The 22094-nt window shown below is 34.6% G+C and carries 16 protein-coding genes, 2 tRNA genes and 2 rRNA genes (1 of these 20 only partly in view); 10 read left to right on the top strand and 10 right to left on the bottom strand.

Features of this window, described 5'->3' with window-relative positions:
- The 5 genes from J0383_RS22300 to J0383_RS22280 form a co-directional block, all read right to left on the bottom strand.
- Positions 1-16: ribosomal RNA gene (locus J0383_RS22300) — 23S ribosomal RNA — on the bottom strand (it extends 2869 nt beyond the left edge of the window).
- 136 nt (positions 17-152) lie between these two features.
- Positions 153-226 (bottom strand) — tRNA-Ala (locus J0383_RS22295).
- Positions 227-370: 144 nt separating this feature from the next.
- Positions 371-444 (bottom strand) — tRNA-Ile (locus J0383_RS22290).
- A gap of 126 nt (positions 445-570) precedes the next feature.
- Positions 571-2084: ribosomal RNA gene (locus J0383_RS22285) — 16S ribosomal RNA — on the bottom strand.
- Together the 16S and 23S rRNA genes with 2 tRNA genes alongside form the textbook arrangement of a ribosomal RNA operon.
- A 965-nt stretch (positions 2085-3049) precedes the next feature.
- On the bottom strand, positions 3050-3733 hold the full coding sequence (locus tag J0383_RS22280; protein WP_207296154.1) for a DUF4294 domain-containing protein: 684 nt from the start codon (positions 3731-3733) through the stop codon (positions 3050-3052).
- An 81-nt stretch (positions 3734-3814) separates the two neighbouring features.
- On the opposite strand from J0383_RS22280, the gene J0383_RS22275 reads away from it, so the two are divergent.
- From J0383_RS22275 to J0383_RS22250, 6 genes are all read left to right on the top strand, one after another.
- Entirely contained in the window at positions 3815-4903 is a 1089-nt protein-coding gene (locus J0383_RS22275; protein ID WP_207296153.1) for a M42 family metallopeptidase, read from the top strand.
- Between the two features lie 61 nt (positions 4904-4964).
- Positions 4965-5645 (top strand): response regulator transcription factor, encoded by a 681-nt coding sequence (locus J0383_RS22270; protein WP_207296152.1) that lies wholly within the window; start codon positions 4965-4967, stop codon positions 5643-5645.
- Positions 5642-7000 carry a sensor histidine kinase gene (locus J0383_RS22265; protein WP_207296151.1) on the top strand — a complete coding sequence of 453 codons (1359 nt, stop codon included), beginning with the start codon at positions 5642-5644 and terminating at the stop codon, positions 6998-7000. The genes J0383_RS22270 and J0383_RS22265 overlap by 4 nt, the downstream gene beginning before the upstream one ends.
- Positions 7001-7089: 89 nt before the next feature.
- Complete coding sequence (locus J0383_RS22260) at positions 7090-8337, top strand: TolC family protein (RefSeq protein WP_207296150.1); 1248 nt, start codon at positions 7090-7092, stop codon at positions 8335-8337.
- A 12-nt stretch (positions 8338-8349) separates the two neighbouring features.
- Positions 8350-9438 (top strand): efflux RND transporter periplasmic adaptor subunit, encoded by a 1089-nt coding sequence (locus tag J0383_RS22255; protein WP_207296149.1) that lies wholly within the window; start codon positions 8350-8352, stop codon positions 9436-9438.
- 3 nt (positions 9439-9441) lie between these two features.
- Positions 9442-12540, top strand: a complete 3099-nt coding sequence (locus tag J0383_RS22250) for an efflux RND transporter permease subunit (protein WP_207296148.1) — start codon at positions 9442-9444, stop codon at positions 12538-12540.
- 170 nt (positions 12541-12710) lie between these two features.
- Here J0383_RS22250 and J0383_RS22245 read toward each other — a convergent pair whose 3' ends face one another.
- The 5 genes from J0383_RS22245 to J0383_RS22225 all read right to left on the bottom strand — a co-directional run bounded on the left by J0383_RS22245 (position 12711) and on the right by J0383_RS22225 (position 17870).
- Entirely contained in the window at positions 12711-13091 is a 381-nt protein-coding gene (locus J0383_RS22245) for an ankyrin repeat domain-containing protein (RefSeq protein ID WP_207296147.1), read from the bottom strand.
- Positions 13092-13545: 454 nt separating this feature from the next.
- The gene (locus J0383_RS22240) at positions 13546-14679 is read right to left on the bottom strand and encodes a glycoside hydrolase family 26 protein (protein WP_207296146.1); all 1134 of its coding nucleotides are present in this window, start codon (positions 14677-14679) and stop codon (positions 13546-13548) included.
- A 32-nt stretch (positions 14680-14711) separates the two neighbouring features.
- Positions 14712-15665, bottom strand: a complete 954-nt coding sequence (locus J0383_RS22235; protein WP_207296145.1) for a phosphoribosylaminoimidazolesuccinocarboxamide synthase — start codon at positions 15663-15665, stop codon at positions 14712-14714.
- A gap of 140 nt (positions 15666-15805) precedes the next feature.
- A complete protein-coding gene (locus J0383_RS22230; protein ID WP_207296144.1) occupies positions 15806-16636 on the bottom strand; it encodes a Cof-type HAD-IIB family hydrolase in 831 nt (276 codons plus the stop codon).
- Positions 16637-16919: 283 nt separating this feature from the next.
- Positions 16920-17870, bottom strand: coding sequence for a PhoH family protein (locus J0383_RS22225; RefSeq protein WP_207296143.1), 951 nt, complete (start codon positions 17868-17870; stop codon positions 16920-16922).
- Between the two features lie 297 nt (positions 17871-18167).
- Between J0383_RS22225 and J0383_RS22220 the strand changes: the two genes are divergently transcribed.
- The 4 genes from J0383_RS22220 to gldG all read left to right on the top strand — a co-directional run bounded on the left by J0383_RS22220 (position 18168) and on the right by gldG (position 22037).
- On the top strand, positions 18168-18995 hold the full coding sequence (locus tag J0383_RS22220) for an SAM hydrolase/SAM-dependent halogenase family protein (protein WP_207296142.1): 828 nt from the start codon (positions 18168-18170) through the stop codon (positions 18993-18995).
- A gap of 180 nt (positions 18996-19175) precedes the next feature.
- Positions 19176-19472 carry a putative quinol monooxygenase gene (locus tag J0383_RS22215; protein WP_207296141.1) on the top strand — a complete coding sequence of 99 codons (297 nt, stop codon included), beginning with the start codon at positions 19176-19178 and terminating at the stop codon, positions 19470-19472.
- 154 nt (positions 19473-19626) lie between these two features.
- Positions 19627-20352: a gliding motility-associated ABC transporter permease subunit GldF gene (gldF, locus tag J0383_RS22210; protein WP_207296140.1), complete on the top strand. Its 726-nt coding sequence runs from the start codon at positions 19627-19629 to the stop codon at positions 20350-20352.
- Positions 20352-22037, top strand: a complete 1686-nt coding sequence (gene gldG / locus J0383_RS22205) for a gliding motility-associated ABC transporter substrate-binding protein GldG (RefSeq protein WP_207296139.1) — start codon at positions 20352-20354, stop codon at positions 22035-22037. Before gldF ends, gldG begins: the two co-directional genes overlap by 1 nt.
- Positions 22038-22094: the final 57 nt, after the last annotated feature.

Below are 22094 nucleotides of genomic sequence, written 5' to 3'. Positions count from 1 at the left end.
TTATTTTGCTTATTGCACCAAATCATAATTTAATATGATCCGTTTTTTTTTGTTTTTTACAATAAAACTGTAAAAAACGCTTTCTACTTTCTTATTATTTTCTTATCCCAATATGTCAATGAACTTTAATCTATCATTTCATGATAGTTTCGTGGAGAATAACGGAGTCGAACCGTTGGCCTCCTGCGTGCAAGGCAGGCGCTCTAGCCAGCTGAGCTAATCCCCCATTTCTTTAGTGATGAGTTATTAGTTATGAGTTATGAATTATTTCTCATAAGGCCTCAACCTCTAAAATTTCCTTTTCCTTAAGCATTCAACAGTCTTTTTAATTCTTAATCCCCGGTTTTTTTAACCGGAAATTCTTAAAAAGTAGTCCCGGGCAGACTCGAACTGCCGACCCCTACATTATCAGTGTAGTACTCTAACCAGCTGAGCTACGAGACTCTGTTTTACTTAATTCTTTTATCATTTTTTTAAATTAACAGCAAGAGTAATACAATCTTAAGATCCAGAACCTTAAGCGGGCATCTTATTTCCTGGGCGTGTCTCTGACTAACACCCAGGCTCTAGAAAGGAGGTGTTCCAGCCGCACCTTCCGGTACGGCTACCTTGTTACGACTTAGCCCTAGTTACCAGTTTTACCCTAGGCAGCTCCTTGCGGTCACCGACTTCAGGCACCCCCAGCTTCCATGGCTTGACGGGCGGTGTGTACAAGGCCCGGGAACGTATTCACCGGATCATGGCTGATATCCGATTACTAGCGATTCCAGCTTCACGGAGTCGAGTTGCAGACTCCGATCCGAACTGTGACCGGCTTTATAGATTCGCTCCTGGTCGCCCAGTGGCTGCTCTCTGTACCGGCCATTGTAGCACGTGTGTAGCCCAAGGCGTAAGGGCCGTGATGATTTGACGTCATCCCCACCTTCCTCACAGTTTGCACTGGCAGTCTTGTTAGAGTTCCCGACCTGACTCGCTGGCAACTAACAACAGGGGTTGCGCTCGTTATAGGACTTAACCTGACACCTCACGGCACGAGCTGACGACAACCATGCAGCACCTTGTAGACTGTCTTGCGAAAGATCTGTTTCCAAACCGGTCAGTCTGCATTTAAGCCTTGGTAAGGTTCCTCGCGTATCATCGAATTAAACCACATGCTCCACCGCTTGTGCGGGCCCCCGTCAATTCCTTTGAGTTTCAAACTTGCGTTCGTACTCCCCAGGTGGGATACTTATCACTTTCGCTTAGCCACTGAAGTCGCCCCCAGCAGCTAGTATCCATCGTTTACGGCGTGGACTACCAGGGTATCTAATCCTGTTCGCTCCCCACGCTTTCGTCCATCAGCGTCAATCCACCGGTAGTAACCTGCCTTCGCAATTGGTATTCCATGTAATATCTAAGCATTTCACCGCTACACTACATATTCTAGTTACTTCCCGGTAATTCAAGTCCTGCAGTATCAATGGCCGTTCCACCGTTGAGCGATGGGCTTTCACCACTGACTTACAAGACCGCCTACAGACCCTTTAAACCCAATGATTCCGGATAACGCTTGGATCCTCCGTATTACCGCGGCTGCTGGCACGGAGTTAGCCGATCCTTATTCTTACGGTACCGTCAGGCTGATTCACGAATCAGTGTTTCTTCCCGTACAAAAGCAGTTTACAATCCATAGGACCGTCATCCTGCACGCGGCATGGCTGGTTCAGGCTTGCGCCCATTGACCAATATTCCTCACTGCTGCCTCCCGTAGGAGTCTGGTCCGTGTCTCAGTACCAGTGTGGGGGATCTCCCTCTCAGGACCCCTACCCATCGTCGCCTTGGTAAGCCGTTACCTTACCAACAAGCTAATGGGACGCATGCTCATCTTCCACCGTTGTGACTTTAATTACCGGATGATGCCATCCTGTAATACTATGAGGTATTAATCCAAATTTCTCTGGGCTATCCCTCTGTGGAAGGCAGATTGCATACGCGTTACGCACCCGTGCGCCGGTCTCAAGGCCCGAAAGCCCCTACCCCTCGACTTGCATGTGTTAAGCCTGCCGCTAGCGTTCATCCTGAGCCAGGATCAAACTCTTCATCGTATATTTTTTATATTATAATTCGATGCTTACTATCGGTTCTTTTCGAATCTTACCGATTCTATTACCCTTATTTTATCTGTTCTGATTTTCATCAGAACGGCTGTCAATTCAATATGTCTACGAACGTTTTTCTTTTCTTTTCCGCTTGTCTCTCAAAGCGGGTGCAAAACTAAAACTTCTTTTTAAAACCTGCAAGAAAAATTTAAAAAAATTTTGAAACTTTTTTTTCGTCCCTTATTCCTAAATTCTCTGCCGGTATTTCAATGAACTTTCCGTGTTTTGCGGGGTGCAAATGTAAAAAGCTTTTTCAATTCCCGCAAGCTTTTTCGAATCTTTTTTTAAGAAAATCTCTTTTCCTTCCAATTCAAATGCCTGCCGGTATTTCTAAGAGCGTTTCGCTGATGCGGGTGCAAAAGTAGAACCTTTATTTACATTTACAAGACTTTTTTTTACATTTTTTCCATCTTTTTTCGATGTTTTTCTTAACCCGCTGGCAGAAGTGCTTTTACATTTTGATTATTTTTAATTTCCTGTGGGGTTTTTCTGAATTCAGACGTGTTTTTCTTATTTTACCCATCGTTTAGATTGGCAGTTTTGCGGAATTTTCAGATTTTATGCCCGCTCTATGGAAAGAATTTAAGATCCGAAAGCCTCCCTTCTGCCCCTTTTGCTCTCGCAGAGGCGCAAAGGCGCAAAGTTTCTCCCTATAGCCTATTCTGAAAACCGGTGCCCTAGCCCCGATAGGAGCGGAAATCCTTTTTATGATCCCGTTCCTTTTAACGGGACCATAAAAAGATCGCAGCGGACAGCGGGAATAAGCTCATGCTTAAATTCCAATTTTTAAATTCCAGATTCCAAAAACTGTATTGCTTCGCTGCGCTCAGCTTATAATCTGCACTATTATATAAATAGTAAACCCGACAGGTTTAAAAAACCTGTCGGGTTTACTATAATATATAGGTGTATTATTTTTTGTTGACTTCTTTAGCTTTTACTTCCCAATGATTCATGAGATCATCGTAGTTAACTGGATTTGCAGATTTTTGGTTAACCAAGCGACCTGATTCGAATGCACGAACTAATATACTTTCTATTAAATAGTCTTCATTTACTTCATAGGGTTTGTATTCTGTCTTTAGACTTATATCAAATAAATTGGCTGTGGTGTTTGATACAAAAGCTTTGAATCCACTTTTTAAAGTTTTAATTAAATCATAGGCGGTGTTTCCTGTTTGACGATGAATCAGCTTTACCAAAATTTGTCCTTGTTTTCTAGAAAGTTTCTTTAATCGGTCTTCAAACTCATTATTAAGGTAGTCTTCTACAATTTTAAAGTATTTTTTCTTTTCACGATTTGTTTTTAAACGTGCCATACCAGCATTCAAAGCAGTTAAACGATCAGAAGCCAATCGCGCATAAGGATATACCTTATATACTCTCATCTGAAGAATCTGAAACTGCTTTAATTCTTCTGGACTCATCTTCTCTCCTTTCGAAATAATAATTTCCGGCAACTGGATTGTATCGTTTAGAATAGAATCTTTCTCAGTTAATATATAACCCATTTCCTGGTTTTCTTTTGGAGTAACCTGAGCTTGGCTTGTAAACGAAATAAATGTAAAAAACAGAATACAGATGGTATATCTCATAGAGTCTTAATTTAAATGTAAAATTATATATTTATACACAACTCTAATACCAAATTTATAAATTAGCGCAAAAATATTTTTATGAGCACAAAATCAATCTTAAATGATTCTTCTATTGCTTTCCTAGAAAGCTATCTAAATAACGCTTCGCCGACAGGTTATGAAAGCGAAGGGCAAAAACTTTGGATGAATTACCTGCAACCTTATGTTGATACTTTTATTACGGATACTTATGGTACAGCAGTTGGAGTTATTAATCCAGATACTCCATATAAGGTAGTAATTGAAGGTCATGCTGATGAAATTTCATGGTATGTAAACTACATTACTGAAGATGGTTTATTATATGTAATCCGAAATGGTGGATCTGATCATCAGATTGCTCCTTCTAAAAGAGTAAACATTCATACTAAAAATGGAATTGTAAAAGGTGTTTTTGGATGGCCGGCTATTCATACCCGTTTACGTGACAAAGAAGAAATACCTAAATTAAGCAACATATTTATAGATCTTGGTTGCGAAACCAAAGAACAGGTTGAAGCTTTAGGGGTTCATGTTGGTTGTGTAATCACTTATCCGGATGAATTTATGATTTTAAACGAAAATAAATTTGTTTGTCGTGCTATCGATAATAGAATGGGTGGTTTTATGATTGCTGAAGTAGCTCGTTTATTAAAGGAAAACAAAAAAGAACTTCCATTCGGACTTTATATTGTGAATTCAGTTCAAGAAGAAATTGGTTTACGCGGAGCTGAAATGATTGCCCACAGAATAAAACCAAATGTTGCTATTGTGACAGATGTTTGCCACGATACAACTACTCCAATGATTGACAAAAAAGTAGAAGGTGATCTTAAAATGGGAAGAGGCCCTGTTATTGGGTATTCTCCTGCGATTCAAAATAAACTACGTGATTTAATTGTAGAAACCGCTGAAGAAAATAAAATACCATTTCAGCGCCATGCAACTTCTCGTGCCACAGGAACAGATACAGATGCTTTTGCTTACAGTAACGGCGGTGTTCCTTCTGCATTAATTTCATTACCATTACGTTATATGCATACCACTGTAGAAATGGTTCATAAGGAAGATGTTGAAAATGTTATTCAATTGATTTATGAGTCATTATTGAAAATTGAGAATAACGAGACTTTCTCTTATTTCAAATAAAAACTATTTCATATTAAATTCGGCTGTTTTTGAATGGCCGAATTTATAAATTCCCCCAAGAATGAAAATACTGCTGCTCGAAGACGATTTTACATTGTCTAAGGAAATCTCGGCTTTTTTTACCACTAAACAATTCGAGTGTATTCCTTATTATGATGGTTCGTTACTATTAAAAAAATACTTTCCATACGAATATGATTTAATCATTCTGGATATTAATGTTCCAGGCACAAATGGTATAGAGGTTTGCAAAGGTATCCGAGAAATCGACAAAAAAACACCTATTATAATGTTAACCGCTTTTAGTGAAATTGAAGACAAACTAGATTCATTTAACAATGGTGCTGATGATTATTTGGTAAAACCTTTTCATTTTGAAGAATTATATGCTCGAATTTCTTCTTTATTAAGACGAAAAGAAATACCACAGCAGATAGAACACAAAATCATCATTGAAGATTTAGAAATTCTGGAAGAAGAAATGAAAGTTTTTCGTTCAGGTGAAGAAATTAAATTAACTCCAAAAGAATTCAAACTTATTCTTATTCTGGCCCATGCCAAAGGAAAAGTGCTTTCTAAGCAGTTTATTGCAGAGAAACTTTGGGATTATCACATCGAAACCAATCAGAATACTATTGAAGTTTACATCAACTTTCTTCGCAAGAAAATAGATAAAGACCAAGAAACAAAACTTATCCGCACTAAAATTGGTTATGGATATTACTTAAACAATCAGGAATGACTTTAAAAAACAGAATATCACTATTGGTAAGTTTATTGTTTACAATCCTTTTTGGATTGGCGTCAACTGTGATATTTGTTTTGTATTCTAATTTTAGAAAAGAAGAATTCCGTGAACGTCTCGAAATTAAAGCACTTTCCAATATTAAACTTTTAGTTGATGTAAAAGAAGTCGATGAACAGCTGCTGAAAATGATTGACCAAAATTCAATCAATAAATTATATGATGAAAAAACATTGGTTTTTGATTCGAATTTCAAATTAATTTACAGCAGTATTGACGACGCTAAAATAAAATGGTCTGAAGAAGATTTAAAATACCTTAAAAAGAACAAAACCTTTTTTAAACAGCAGGGCGATTATGAAGTTTATGGCGTTTTTTACGACACAAAAGACAAAGATTTCTATGCTTTAATATCTGCTACAGATGATTATGGAAAACGAAAACTTCTTTTCCTTAGATATACTTTGGTGGTTTCATACATATTTTTTACTTGCATCTGCTGGATTCTGACTTCTTTCATGGTAAGAAAGGCACTGAATCCGCTTGGATTATTTCATCAGAAAATAAAAAACATTAACGAAAACAATCTTGATTCGCGTATCGTTTCCAAAAGCAAGAAAGATGAAATTGATCTTCTGGCTAATGAATTCAATTACATGATGGATCGCATTGAGATTTCCTATCAAAAGCAAAAAGAATTTACGGCTCACGCTTCTCATGAATTAAGAACTCCTTTATCTAGAATAACGGCGCAGATCGAAAACACGATTGCAGATCCGGCAACTTCTATTAAAGGAAAAACTTTCTTAAAGGCTATTTTATCTGATGTTAATCATCTTACAGAACTAATAAATTCATTATTGATTTTATCTAAAATTGATACTAATGAAGCTGAAAACAATGAAATTCATCGTATGGATGAGATTCTATTTTCTGCCATGGAAAACCTCAAAAAGAGCTTTCCTGAATTTTCTATTTTATTTGAAATTGAAGAAAGTGATAATCTCGATACTTTATTGGAAGTAAAAGGCAATAAAAACCTTCTTGAAATTGCATTGATTAATGTTTTGAAAAATGCCTGTTTATATTCTGACAACAATCAGGCAGAAGTAAAAATAAGCAGAAACGAAAATCAGCTTATAATTTCGATATTAAATACCGGAAAAACCTTAAGCGAAAAGGAACAGAAGAATCTTTTCCAGCCCTTTATGCGCGGCAAAAATTCGAAAGGAACAACTGGATTTGGACTTGGTTTACGAATTGTCCAACGCATTTTAAACCTACATAAATCAACTATAACTTACAGTATTCCAGATATTAACAGTAATTTATTTCAATTATTTTTTCATTGATAATTTATTTTAAGCTAATTTTAAGCTAGATTTTAAGCCCTATTAAAGTCTGCCGATAGCATATTTGTATAAAATAAATTTTTGATACAATGAGAAAACTCTATGCATTATTATTACTTGTATTTCTCAATCAAGTAGTAACGGCTCAAAATGCAGTCACGCTTGAGGATTGCGAGAGCCAGTTTCTTAAAAACAATCTTTTTTTACTGGCTTCGCATTATAATATTGATGCAGCAAAAGCCTTAACTATTCAGGCTCGAATTTGGGACAATCCCAATCTTACTGCCGAATTGAATGCTTACAATCCAGAAAGAAACCAATATTTTGATATTGGAAAAGAAGGACAAAAAGCATTTGGTATCGAACAACTTATTTATTTGGGAGGCAAAAAACGAAATGAAATAAAGCTGGCCAAAACCAACGAGCAATTGGCAGAGCTTCAGTTTAATGATCTTCTGAGGAATTTAAAGCTTCAGTTACGCCAGAGTTTTTATACGGTTTATTACAATACTAAAAGTCTGGAAACTACCGATAAACAAATCGCTCATATTGAAGATTTGATCAACTCCTACTCCATTCAGGCACAAAAAGGAAATATCCCCTTAAGAGATGTTGTGCGTCTGCAAACCTTGTATCTAAACTTTAAAAATGAACGAATGGAAGTTGTCAATGATAATATTGAACAACAAGCCAATTTGAGACTTCTTTTGAATTCTAAAGAGATGATAGTTCCAAAAGTTTATGAAAATGAATTTAGTAAATATTTAAAAGAAATCCCTTTTGATATAAAAGCTTTAGAAAGTGATGCAATTGCTAACCGACCAGATTATTTGGCAAAGCAAAAAGAAATTGAAGCCAATGAACTAAATATAAAGTGGCAGAAATCACTTTCTGTTCCAGATATTACGCTTGGTGCCAATTATGACCAGCGAAGCGGTGCTTTTAACCGTGAAGCCAATCTTACCGTTGGAATTCCATTGCCGCTTTGGAACAAGAACAAAGGAAATATCAAATATGCTCAAACCATTTTGGCACAGTCTAAAGTAGAAAAACAGAATTTTGACCTGCAGTTAGAAACCGAAATTACATCAGCATGGAATAAATGGGAAGAATCCCGTAAAAATTATGCTGTAATAAAACCGACTGTAAATGCCGATTTTGAAGCTGTTTACAACGGAATCTTAACCAATTTCCAAAAACGAAATATCAGTTTACTGGAATTTACAGATTTTATGGAAAGTTACAACCAAGCCAATGTTCAAGTTAACGAATTAAAGAAAAAACTGGCTTTATCTGCAGAAGAATTAAACAGCACCATCAACAAGGATTTATTTTAAAACTAAATAATAATGAGACATACATTACTTATAGGAATTGCGTTGGTAAGTTTATCAATTGCAAGCTGCAAAAAGGAAGTTGAAAATCCTGAAACAAAAAGTACATTTTCGCTTAGCGATAATATGCTGAAAACAACCAGTACCGCCGAAGCAAAAACGGAACCTGTAAAAAATGAATTAAGTTTTTACGGAAAAATTACTGCCGACAATAATAAAATGATTGACGTTTACCCTCTTGTGGGCGGAAGTGTCGTTAAAGTAAATGTCGAATTAGGAGATTATGTAAAAAAAGGACAAGTTCTGGCTACGATAAAAAGTACGGATATTGCCGATTTTGAAAAACAATCTATCGATGCTAAAAATGATTTACTTGTTGCCAAAAACCAACTAAAAGTAGCCCAGGAACTATTTGATGGAAAATTAAATTCTGAAAGCGATGTGCTGCAGGCAAAATCAGAAGTAAACAAAGCGCAGTCGCAATTAAGCAAAACTCAGGAAACATATAAAATCTACAACATTAGAGCAGGTTCTATTTATGAAGTAACTGCACCAATCAGCGGTTTTATCATTCAAAAAAGTATCAATCAAGATATGTTATTACGTTCAGATCGTTCTGATAACATTTTTGATATTGCGGAAATCAGCGAAGTTTGGGCAATGGCAAACATCAACGAAATTGATATCAATAAAATAAAATTGGGAATTGATGCCGATGTTACTACTTTAAGTTATCCTGACAAAATTTTTAAAGGAAAAGTCGATAAAATTTTCAACGTCATAGATCCTGAAACCAAAGCCATGCAGGCGCGAATAAAACTTCAAAATCCAGGATTTTTATTAAAACCTGATATGAATGCCAATATTAAATTGTCATACAACGAACAAAATCAATCCATGATTGCGATACCAAGTAAAGCCATTGTATTTGATAAAAGCAAAAACTTCGTCATGATCTTTAAAGACCGTCACAATATCGAAACCAGACAAGTTGATGTTTACAGAGTTGTTGGAGAAACCACTTATATCTCGGGAGGTTTAAAAGAAAATGAAAAAGTCATTACCAACAACCAATTATTTATTTATCGCGCTTTAAACGATTAAGATATGAACAAATTCATACGTAATATAATTGCTTTTTCGCTTAAGAATAAAGCATTTACCTTCTTTTGGGTTGGAATGCTGGCTGTTGCAGGTTTTATTTCATTCAAAAATATGCCCATTGATGCCTTTCCAGATGTAACCAATACACAAATCATTATTATTACACAATGGAATGGTAAAAGTGCCGAGGAAGTAGAACGTTTTGTAACAACACCAATCGAAATTTCGATGAACTCCGTACAGAAAAAAACAAGTGTACGAAGCATCACCATGTTTGGTTTATCAGTAATTAAAATCATTTTTGATGATGGTGTCGACGATACTTTTGCCCGCTTTCAAGTCAATAATTTATTAAAAAACGTAACTCTTCCTGATGATGTTGAACCAGATGTTCAGCCTCCCTACGGCCCAACGGGCGAAATTTTCAGGTATATTGTTAAAAGTGACAGCAGAGACAGCCGTGAATTATTGACTTATCAAAACTGGGTTATCGACAAACAACTACGTGCCGTTCCCGGAGTTGCTGATTTAAATGTTTTTGGAGGCCAAACCAAAACATATGAAGTGGGTGTCGATCCAATTAAATTAGCGAAATATAATATTACTCCTTTGCAGGTTTATAACGCCATTGATGCAGGAAACTTAAACGTGGGTGGTGATATTATTGAGAAAAACGGGCAGGCTTTTGTTGTTCGCGGTGTTGGACTTTTAAAATCTAGAAAAGACATAGAAAACATTATTGTAGACGATGCTGGTGGAAATCCTATTTTAGTTAAAAACGTTGCCGATGTTTACGAAAGTTCTATGCCTCGCGTGGGACAAACAGGGATTGGCAAAAATGATGATGCTGTAGAAGGAATCGTCGTAATGCGTAAAGGCGAAAATGCAAAAGAAACTTTGGCTTTAATCAAAGATAAAATCAAAGATTTAAATGAAAATGTTTTACCAAAAGACATCAAAATTGAAACTTTTTACGATCGTGATAATCTGATGAATTTCACAACCGAAACCGTAATGCATAACTTATTTGAAGGAATCATTCTGGTTACTTGTGTAGTATTCTTATTTATGGCCGATTGGCGAACAACTTTTACGGTTTCAATTGTAATTCCGCTTTCCTTATTATTTGCATTCTTATGCTTAAAAATGATGGGAATGAGTGCCAATTTACTGAGTTTAGGTGCAGTCGATTTTGGGATTATTATAGATGGCGCCGTGGTTATGGTTGAAGGATTATTTGTAGTTCTCGATCATAGGGCACATCAACTAGGAATGACAGCTTACAATAAAATTGCCAAAGGAAGCATCATTAAAAAAACAGGAACTGAAATGGGTAAAGCGATCTTTTTCTCGAAACTGATCATTATTACCGCTTTACTCCCAATATTTTCATTCCAAAAAGTAGAAGGAAAAATGTTTTCGCCTCTTGCTTACACTTTAGGATTTGCCTTAATGGGAGCTTTACTTTTTACTTTAACTCTAGTACCGGTTTTATCTCATATTTTATTGAATAAAAATGTAAAAGAAAAGAACAATCCTTTCGTGAATTTTTGGGATAGAATTGTAGCAAAAGGTTTTGCCTGGACATTCAAACATAAGGTAAAAACACTAATTGCTTCTACGGCATTAATTGCTGCTGTATTCTTTTCGGCAACTTTTTTAGGAACCGAATTTTTACCACAATTAAACGAAGGAGCTTTGTGGGTTACCGCCGAATTACCCATGAGTACGTCATTGCCAGAAAGTGTTAAAACAGCCGCAATGATTCGAAAAGATCTTGAAGCTTTTCCTGAAGTAAAAAATGTGTTATCGCAGACAGGGCGAAGTAACGATGGAACAGATCCAAATGGTTTTGGATTTATTCAGCTGCAAGTTGATTTAAAACCAAAAGCCGATTGGAAACGAAAAATTTCTATGGACGATCTTATAAATGAAATGGATGAAAAGCTGAAAGTGCATCAAGGAATAACTTATAATTATTCTCAGCCTGTAATTGATAACGTTGCCGAATCTGTAGCGGGATTTAAAGCTTCCAATGCCGTTAAAATTTATGGTGATGATTTGGATAAATTAGACGAATTATCGAATGAAGTTTTAGCGAAAATCAGAAATATTCCAGGTATAAAAGATGTGGGGATTCTGCGAAATGTGGGACAACCAGAAATCAGTGTTATTCTGGATCGAGAAAAAATGGCAGCGTATGGTGTAACCTTAAGCGATGCACAAGCCGTTTTAGAATTGGCTTTTGGAGGAAAAACGGCAACTCAGAAATATGAAGACGAAAAGAAATTCGATGTTAGAGTTCGTTTTTCTAAAGAATATCGTAAAGACGAAGAAGATCTGGCTGAATTAAAAGTTCCCACAATCAGCGGAGCTAAAATTCCATTGAAAGAAATATGTGATATCAAAACTATAACAGGTCCGGCATTTATTTACAGAGACAATACCAAACGTTTTATTGGAGTAAAATTTTCTGTTCGTGACCGAGATTTAGGAAGTACCATCGCAGAAGCACAATCAAAAGTAGCGGAAGTTAAAATGCCGCCAGGGTATACCACGGGATGGACTGGAGAATTTGAAAATCAAGTTCGTGCAAGTGCCCGTCTGGCTCAGGTTGTGCCTATCAGTTTAATTGGAATATTTGTCTTGCTCTTTATATTATTTGGAAATTTCAAAGATTCACTGCTTGTTTTAGCGAATGTGCCTTTTGCAGTAATTGGAGGAATTATTGCTCTACACTTAACCGGAATGAACTTCGGAATTTCTGCCGGAGTTGGTTTTATCGCCTTACTTGGAATTTGTATTCAAAATGGAGTTATCCTAATATCAGAATTCCATCATAATCTCAAGGCAAAACTCAGTCTACAGGAATCAGTTTTGCGAGGTGTAAAAGCCCGAACAAGAGCAGTAGTTATGACCGCATTAATGGCTTCAATTGGTTTAATGCCAGCTGCTATTTCAACCGGTATTGGTTCTGAATCTCAAAAACCGCTTGCCATTGTAATTATCGGCGGACTGGTTACTGCTACTATTTTAACTTTATTGGTTTTCCCAATTTTGTTCTGGGTATTTAACCGTAAAAAGCATGAAACAATCGAATAAAAGTAAATTAATTTTGGTTAGATTAATTTGGTTTAAGAAGGAAAAGCATCATTTATATAAATGGTGCTTTTTTGATTTATAAAATATTGATCAAAAATAAGTGCATAAAAAAACGGCCATCCGCTCAAAGAAGGCCGTTTGTACTAACTCAAACTTTTAAAAACTGTTTTTTACAAATTTTTCAGAATAGCAATTGCTTCTGTAGCATTTGATAATTGTGCATATTTTAAAGCTGTATATCCTTTTTCGTTTTTATCGTTTGGACGAGCACCTGCTGCCAATAAAACTTTAATGATTTCTACTTTGTTGTAACGAGCAGCTGTCATTAATGGAGACATATCATCAGATCTCTCATTTACGTTAGCTCCGTACTCAATGAATTTTTTTACTACTTCGATATCACCTTTACTTACTGCAACTACAAGTGGTGTTCCTTCATCGTATACAGCTGATACTGCAACTTGATTTTTAACAGCTGTGCTGTTTGAAGCGATAGAAACATTTGCGAATGCTAATAAAGCTGCTCCTAAAAAAATAACTGACTTTTTCATAATGATTGGGTTGTTTAATTGATTGATACTTATTTTGATTGATTTTGAATTTTAAATTCCTGACAAATGTAAATTAAAATTTGGTATTATGCATTACAAGCTACCATGTTTTAACTAATTCTTAACGTTATATTAATGGATTAAAAATATTGATGTCAAAAAATCGTGATTCTATATAAAAGACGCCACAAATGTAGAAATGTTACACGAAACAGAATATTTTTTCATTTTTTGATCTTTATTTTTTAGAAAAAATAACGGCTAATCTTGTAATGTTTTAACGTCATAACATTATGATATATAAAAAAGGCAGAAAATTTTCATTAATGTTAAAATTTTAGCCTCCAAAATGTGAATTTATCATTAAAATAAATTATTTTGATAAATTTAAAAATAGTAAGAAAAATACGAAACAAAAACGTGGTAGTTGAATTATTTTAACATTAATGATGATTTAATATTTCAATTTCTTTTGATAAACATTCTTTAAGTCTGCTTCAAACAATGTATAGTCGTCATTATAAAATTTGATAAAATTTGGAGCACTTATTTGTCCAGGAAATGGTGCATAATAATGTGTTGAACTCGTTTTATCATTTCTCCAGACTAAAACGTAACATAATTTTATTTTATCTTGTTTAAGAGATTTTAAAAGAACTTCTGTCCACCATTCTGGATTTGGTATTGATTCTAAACCAGTTTCGGTAAATGCAGCCAGTTTGTTCTTTTTGACAGCTACATCAGAAATAATTGTAAGTTTCTTTACACCTGCTTCTAAATTGTAATTTCCGTCGCGTCCAAAATCGCCATAATTATCTATCCCAAACAAATCGACATAATCATCTCCGGGATAACGTTCTAGATATTCTTCTTCTGAATTAAATCTATTATCAGGAGAAAAGGCATAAATGAAATTATGAACCCCTAATTCGTTTTTTAAATAGGAAACTGTAAATCGCCAGACTTCTATAAAATCCTCACGTGACGTATATTTTTTTCCCCACCAAAACCAATCTCCATCAAATTCGTGAAATGGTCTAAAAATCATCGGGGCTAATTTTCCGTCTTTGGCTTTTACAGAATGAGCAAAATCGGCAATTGTTTTCAAAATTTCTTTGTATTGCTCATGATGAGAACCACCTTTTTTAATCAATGACATGGCTGCCACCGAAATCGAATCTTTCCAGTAAAATCCGCCTCCAGAAGCAGGATTATTAAAATGCCATGAAACCGTAATTATGCCGCCGCGTTCATACGTATCTATAACATTTTGTTTTAAAGTTTTTTGGGCTTTTTCAATTTCTTCTTTTGAACGTCCAGAAAAATCACTGAAATCAATTCCCACAACTGCAGGATGCGAACCGGTCACTAATTTTACATCTGATTTATTAGGTTCATTAGACCAACCATGCCCGTATTCCAAAGCATGCTGATGTCCAAACAAAATGTGTTTTTTTGAAACGATTTTAAGATTATGATATAGATTCTGGGTTTCTTTTGTCGCTTTTTTATCAATTTGCGCCAAAAGAAAATGCCCTGCTGTGATACACAATAGCAGGGCACTTTTTTTAGTTGTTATAAAATTCATGGTTTAAATAGTTAGTTTAAACCCGAAAAGTACTATTTTGATGAAAGGTATTCTAATACGTTTTTATCAATACGTTGGTCAATATTATCAATATCAGCCTTTACAAATTTTTCGCCAATGATATTTTCATATAATTCGATATATCTTTCAGAAACTGATTCAATATATTCATCAGTCATTTCTGGAATCTGCTGTCCTTCTTTTCCTTGAAAACCATTTTCGATTAACCAGCGGCGAACAAATTCTTTCGATAATTGTTTTTGCTCCTCACCTTTTGCTTGTCTTTCGGCATATCCTTCAGCATAAAAATAACGAGAAGAATCAGGAGTATGAATTTCATCAATTAAAACAATAACACCGTCTTTTGTTTTTCCAAATTCATATTTAGTATCTACTAAAATTAAACCACGTTCAGCAGCGATTTCAGTTCCTCTTTGGAATAAAGCACGAGTATATTTCTCAAGAATTAAATAATCTTCTTCAGAAACAATTCCTTTTGCTAAAATATCTTCACGAGAAATATCTTCGTCATGAGATCCATTATCTGCTTTTGTTGTTGGTGTAATAATTGGTTCTGGAAATTTATCGTTTTCTTTTAAACCTTCAGCCATAGTAACTCCGCAAAGTTGTCTTTTTCCGGCTGCATATTCACGAGCAGCGTGTCCAGAAACATAACCACGAATTACCATTTCTACTTTAAAAGGCTCGCATAAATGTCCAACAGCAACATTTGGATCTGGAGTTGCAATCAGCCAATTCGGAACAATATCCTCCGTTAATTCCATGAATTTAGTCGCAATCTGATTTAAGATTTGTCCTTTGTATGGAATTCCTTTTGGTAAAACCACATCAAATGCCGAAAGTCTGTCAGTTGCTACCATTACCAAAAGTTCATCGTTAATGTTATAAACTTCTCTCACTTTTCCGCGGTAAACTGATTTCTGATTCGGGAAATTAAAATTTGTGGTTGTGATTGTATTGCTCATTTTTAGTTGTGTTGTTTTTTATGAATGCAAATTTAAAATTATTTCAGAGAGTTACACCATGAAATTTTTAAGAATCCTAAATAAAAAATCCCCAAACAATTATTCAGGGATTTCTATTTTTTTGAATTATAAATCGGAAATCAGCCCGCAGCTAATTCTTTGTCTAAAATTTTTGAAGCAATATATTTCGCAACACCATCTTCTGCATTGGTTTTAATTACTTCTAAGTCAGGCAGCGTTTCTTTTAAAATCGCAGGAGCATTTCCCATAATTAAACCTTTTCCTGACGCCGATAACATTTGTACGTCATTAAATCCGTCTCCAAAAGAAACGGCTTCAGACAATGTAAAACCTTCTCTTTCTAAAACTCTTTCAATTGCAACAGCTTTATCGATAGATTTATCCATAAATTCCAAGCAAGTTGGAAGACTGAAAGCATGATGTAAATGTTCTGAAGAATTTGCCAAAATAGCATCTTTTAGTTTTACTAATTTTTCATGATCTTCGCATGAAAAGAAAATTTTAATCGCACCAAAATCTTCTAACGTTTTATAATCAACTAATTCTGGTTTGTATTTTAATTCATGCTGAAAAGCATTTAATCTTTCGTTAATTCTGTTGGTCTGCCAAACGTTTTCTTTAAATAAAACGACTGTAATTTCGGGATCAATTTCAACATTTAAAGCCGCTTTTACTATGTCGCTGTTTAAGTTGAAAGCGAAAAGTTCTTCTTTTTCTGGTGAATGAATTCTTGCACCGTTTGAACTGACTAAGTAAACCGGAACTTCAAGCGTTTCTATAATTGCCGCCGCATCAAGATGATGACGTCCTGTTGCTACAACAATAAGATAATTTTGGTTGTGAAGTTCTTGAAATACGGATTTAGTATAATCGGATATTCTGTGCGAAGGGTTGAGTAAGGTTCCGTCAAGATCACTTACCACCACTTTCATATTTTTAAGTTTTGTCATATTAATAATCAAATTGGTATGATTGCAAATTTACGGTTTTAAGCTCGGAAGACCAAAGATTACAATCTTCGGAAAGTCGAAATATTGTAAGTTTATTATTTATTTAACTATTTGATTAAACAACAATACAATTTTTTTAATTCTCATTTTGCAATTCTTCACTTTGAATTCTATCAAAAAAATATTCGTTTTATTTATTTCCAAAAAGAAACTAAATAAAACGAATATTAATAAATGTTAAAACACAATTCACGATTTACATTTAACATTTGACTAAATATTATTAATCGTGATTTTCTATCTGCTTATACGCATCGATTACCTTTTTAACCAATCTGTGGCGTACAATATCTTTATCATCAAGATAAATAATTCCAATTCCTTCAATGTCTTTTAGAACCAAAAGAGCTTCTTTAAGACCAGAAATCGTTCGGCGTGGTAAATCGACCTGTCCTGGATCACCAGTAATCATAAATTTGGCATTTTTTCCCATACGAGTAAGGAACATTTTCATCTGTGAATGCGTGGTATTTTGAGCCTCGTCAAGAATTACAAATGCATTGTCAAGTGTACGTCCGCGCATAAAAGCCAAAGGAGCAATCTGAATAATTCCTTTCAGGATGTAATCTTCTAGTTTTTCATTCGGGATCATATCGCGTAATGCATCATAAAGCGGCTGCATATAAGGATCTAGTTTTTCTTTCATATCACCCGGTAAAAATCCAAGATTTTCTCCTGCTTCAACAGCCGGACGTGTTAATATGATTCGTTTTACTTCTTTATCCTTCAGCATTTTTACAGCCATTGCGACACCCGTGTACGTTTTTCCAGTTCCAGCTGGTCCTACCGCAAAAACCATATCATTCTTTTTGATTGTGTCAACCAGTAACTGCTGGTTTGGCGTCATCGCTTTTACAATTTTACCGCCAACCCCGTGAACTAATATTTTGTCATGATCGTATGCTCTTTTTTCATCCTGACCATCACTCATTATTACTCGTTCAATTACATTATCATCAATATTGTTATATCGGGTAAAATGGAGCATTAATCTTTGAAATCTTTTTTCGAATTCGTCTAAGACTTCTTTTTCGCCAAATGCTTTCAAAGTGGTCCCTCGCGCTACGATTTTAAGCTTTGGGTAATACTTTTTAATAATTTCTAAATGGCTGTCTTGAGCGCCCCAAAACTCTTTAGGAGCGATGTCTATTAGCTCGATTATTCTTTCGTTCAAATGAAGTAGTTTTAAATTAAATTAATTCAGTTATTATATAATTGACTGTCGGGTACTTTTTAATCGCAGTATTCAGTGTTTTTGTCACAGCATTGTCGTTTTCTCTACATTTTGTAAACCGAAAACAGAGACTTATGATTCAAAACAACAACAGAAACTGCTATATGAGCTGCTTAGCCCTAAAAAACACAAATTGTCTTTTCTTTCTTTCAATTTGTGTTTACTATTATTAGCTTTGCATTTCTCAAATTTAATGAAAATTAGATTTAAATACTATCAATAGTTATAAACAAAATTATGTCAATAATTACCCTTACTACAGACTACGGCTTGAAGGATCACTTTGTGGGTTCGCTAAAGGGTAAAATTTTATCTGAATATTCAGAGGCTCAAATCATTGACATTTCTCACGATATTGATCCGTTTAATACAGCAGAAGCCAGTTATGTAATTGGTGCTTCTTATTTAAGTTTTCCAAAAGGAACAGTGCATCTAATTGGAGTCGATATTGAACGCAATAAAGAGAACCAGCATATCGCCATGCAGTGGAATGACCACTACTTTATTTGTGCCGATAACGGAATTTTGAGTATGCTTACGCAGAAGATAGTTCCGCAGAAAATTGTTGCCATAAATATTCACGATCGTTTCCCAATAGAATCAACTGATTTGGATATTTTTATTCAAGTAGCTTGTCATTTGGCAAAGGGCGGTTTATTGAATGTTATTGGAAAAGAAATCCCATCTGTAAAAGAAGCAACAGAATTACAGTCTGTTGTAGCCGATGATGGAAATTCGATAAAAGGATATGTTATTTATATTGATCATTTTGGAAACGTAGTAACGAATATTTCGAAAAAGCAATTTCTGGAAATTTCTCGTGGCCGTCCATATGAAATTGTCATGAAACCAAAAAGCATCAAAACCATTCTGCCAAATTATTCGGCTATTGCCACTTCAGATAAATATCCGATTAAAACTTATGAAGGTGAAAAACTGGCTATTTTTAACGAAGCAGGATTTCTTGAAATCGCTATTTTCAGAAGCAATCCTTCAAAAGTAGGTTCTGCCAATAGTTTATTAGGATTGAACTATCGTGATGTGATTACTATTAAATTTTCTTAGAAAAATTTTAGATTTTAGATATCAGATTTTAGATTTGAAAACTTTAAAATTTGAAATTTGGAATTTCTTTATTGGATTTTTACTTTTTTATAAAAACAACAATCAAATTTGGTATTTTTGCGCACCTGTAAGACTTTAGAAAAATCTAAAGTCCAAAATCAACAATCTAAGAATAACACTATGTTCGTAAGAATAGTAAAAATGAGTTTTCATGAAGATAAAATTTCTGATTTTCTGGAGAATTTTGAATCTGTAAAACACAAAATACGAAATGCAGAAGGAAATCGTTTTTTAGAATTATATCAAGATAAAAATAACAAATGCATTTTCTTTACTTACAGCTACTGGGAAACCGAAGAGGATTTGGAAAAGTACAGACAATCAGAACTTTTTAATACGGTTTGGGATTTCACAAAGAAATTATTCAATGCAAAACCAGAAGCTTGGAGCGTTGATAAATTGGTTAGTTTAAATTAATATTTGAAAACTAATTTAACCGCAAAAAACGTAAAGCTTTTGAATAAAAACTTTGCAAACTTTGCGAAAAACTTTGGGATCTTTGCGGTTAAAAAACACAAAGAAAACAACTTGAAACCTGAAACAAGAAAAACTTGAAACAAAATAAAAACAAATGAAATCAATCATTTTAAGAGAAATAAAATCCTTTTTTGGCTCACCAATTGGCTATTTGGTCATTGCAGTTTTCTTAATCATTAACGGACTTTTTTTATGGATATTTGAAGGAGATTACAACATATTAAATACTGGTTATGCCGATCTGACTCCGTTTTTCACATTGGCACCTTGGATTTTAATTTTCTTAATCCCTGCCGTAACCATGAGAAGTTTCTCTGACGAAAGAAAACAAGGAACTCTAGAACTTCTTTTAACCAAACCATTATCGGTTTGGGAAATTGTAAACGGAAAATTTTTCGGAGCATTTTTACTGATTATTCTGGCTATAATTCCAACCTTGATTTATGTGTATGTAATTTACGGATTAGGTTCTCCTGAAGGCAATATCGATATGGGAAGCACAATCGGTTCTTATTTTGGATTGTTGTTTTTAATTGCGTCTTATTCGGCGATTGGGATTTTTACTTCTACCCTTTCAGAAAATCAAATCGTTGCGTTTATAATTGCCGTGTTTGTATGCTTCATTTTCTATTTTGGTTTTGAAGGTATAGCATCAGTAATTCCAGCACAATCAGGCATTATTTCTGCTTTTGGAATGCAGGATCATTTTAAAAGTATGAGTCGAGGTGTTATAGACACTCGTGACGTTATTTACTTTTTAAGTATCAGCGTGTTATTTTTATCTTTTACTGTTTATCAATTAAAATCTTTTAAAGCGTAATGAAAGCATCTAATAAATTAAATTTAAAGACATTAGGCATTACAATTTTCATTTTAATTGTTTTAAATGTATTAGGAAGCTTATTTTTCCACCGTTTTGATTTAACCAAAGACAAACGATATACCTTATCTCCTACTTCATTACAAATCTTAAAACAGGTAAAAAACCCGCTTTCGATTAAGATTTATATGCAGGGTGAACTTCCTGCCGATTTTAGACGTTTACAACAGGAAACTAAACAGTTACTGGAAGAATTTCAGGCTTATAACAACAACGTAGTTTTCGAATTCGTAAATCCGCTGGAAAACGAAGACGAAAGTATGGAAATGATAAAATCACTTTATCAAAAAGGACTTACTCCAGTTAACATTACGGTTGATGATAAAGGAAAACAATCTCAGGCAATGGTTTTTCCTTGGGCAATTGCTGTTTATAACAATAAAGAAGTTAATATTCCTTTATTGAAAAACATTATGGGGGCTTCGACTACCCGAAAAGTTATTGGTTCTATACAACACTTAGAATATTCAATTGCTGATGCGATTAATAAAGTAACGAAAGACAGACAGAAAAAAGTCGCTATCATTAAAGGAAACGGCGAATTATCTGAAATTCACATTGGTAAGTTATTACGACAAATCAAAGAAAGTTATTATATCGGGCCGTTTACTTTAGATTCTGTTGCTAAAGATCCAAACGGAACTTTAGATGCGCTTAAGAAATACGATTTAGCAATTATTTCAAAACCGACAGAAACTTTTACCGACGAAGAAAAAGAAGTTCTAGATCAGTTTATCATGAATGGCGGAAAAACGTTGTGGATGATCGATCAAGTTGCTGCCGATATGGACAGTCTTTACAACGACGCTGGTGCCACACTTGCTTATCCGAGAGATTTGAATTTAAACGATATGTTCTTCAAATACGGAATCAGAATTAATCCTGATTTGGTGAAAGATGAATACGGCAGTCCAATAAAACTGGCAACTGGCGAACAAGGAAGTGCAACTCAATATCAAGAATTTAAATGGAAATTTGCTCCAATTGTTGTTCCTGAAAGCCAGCATCCAATTGTAAAAAATTTAGGCGGCATTAAATTCGATTTTACCAGTCCGATTGACACTTTAAAAAACGGAATCAAAAAAACGGTTTTATTACAATCTTCTCTATATTCTAAAAAAATAGGAACACCAGCCGAGATCAATCTGAATATGGTGACAGAACAGACTACTCCTCAGGATTATGCCAATAAAGGAAATCTGGTGCTTTCGGTTTTGTTAGAAGGGAATTTCCATTCTGTGTTTGAAAATCGTGTATTGCCTTTCAAGGACAATTCTTTCCAGCCAAAAGGAAAACCAACCAAAATGATTGTAATTGCTGATGGTGATATTGCCCGAAACCAATTAGACAAAAACATGCTTCCGGTTGAACTTGGCTACGATCAAAGAACTGGAAACCTTTATGACAACAAGGATTTCATGATGAACTGTGTTAATTATTTATTGGACGATACAGGACTTATTAACATTAGAAGTAAAGATGTAGAACTGCCATTACTGGATAAAGAAAAGGTTTACGAAAAGTACACCTTTACCCAATTCATAACTATCGGACTTCCAATTCTAATTTTATTGATTTTTGGATTACTATTTACATTTATCAGAAAAAAGAAGTACAGCCGATAGATGTTAATAAAAAAATTACGAAACTAAGAATGTTTACGATATATTTGTAAAACCATA

Source organism: Flavobacterium endoglycinae (genome assembly GCF_017352115.1).
Classification (GTDB): Bacteria; Bacteroidota; Bacteroidia; order Flavobacteriales; family Flavobacteriaceae; genus Flavobacterium; species Flavobacterium endoglycinae.
This window is presented reverse-complemented; position numbering and strand designations above follow the sequence as displayed.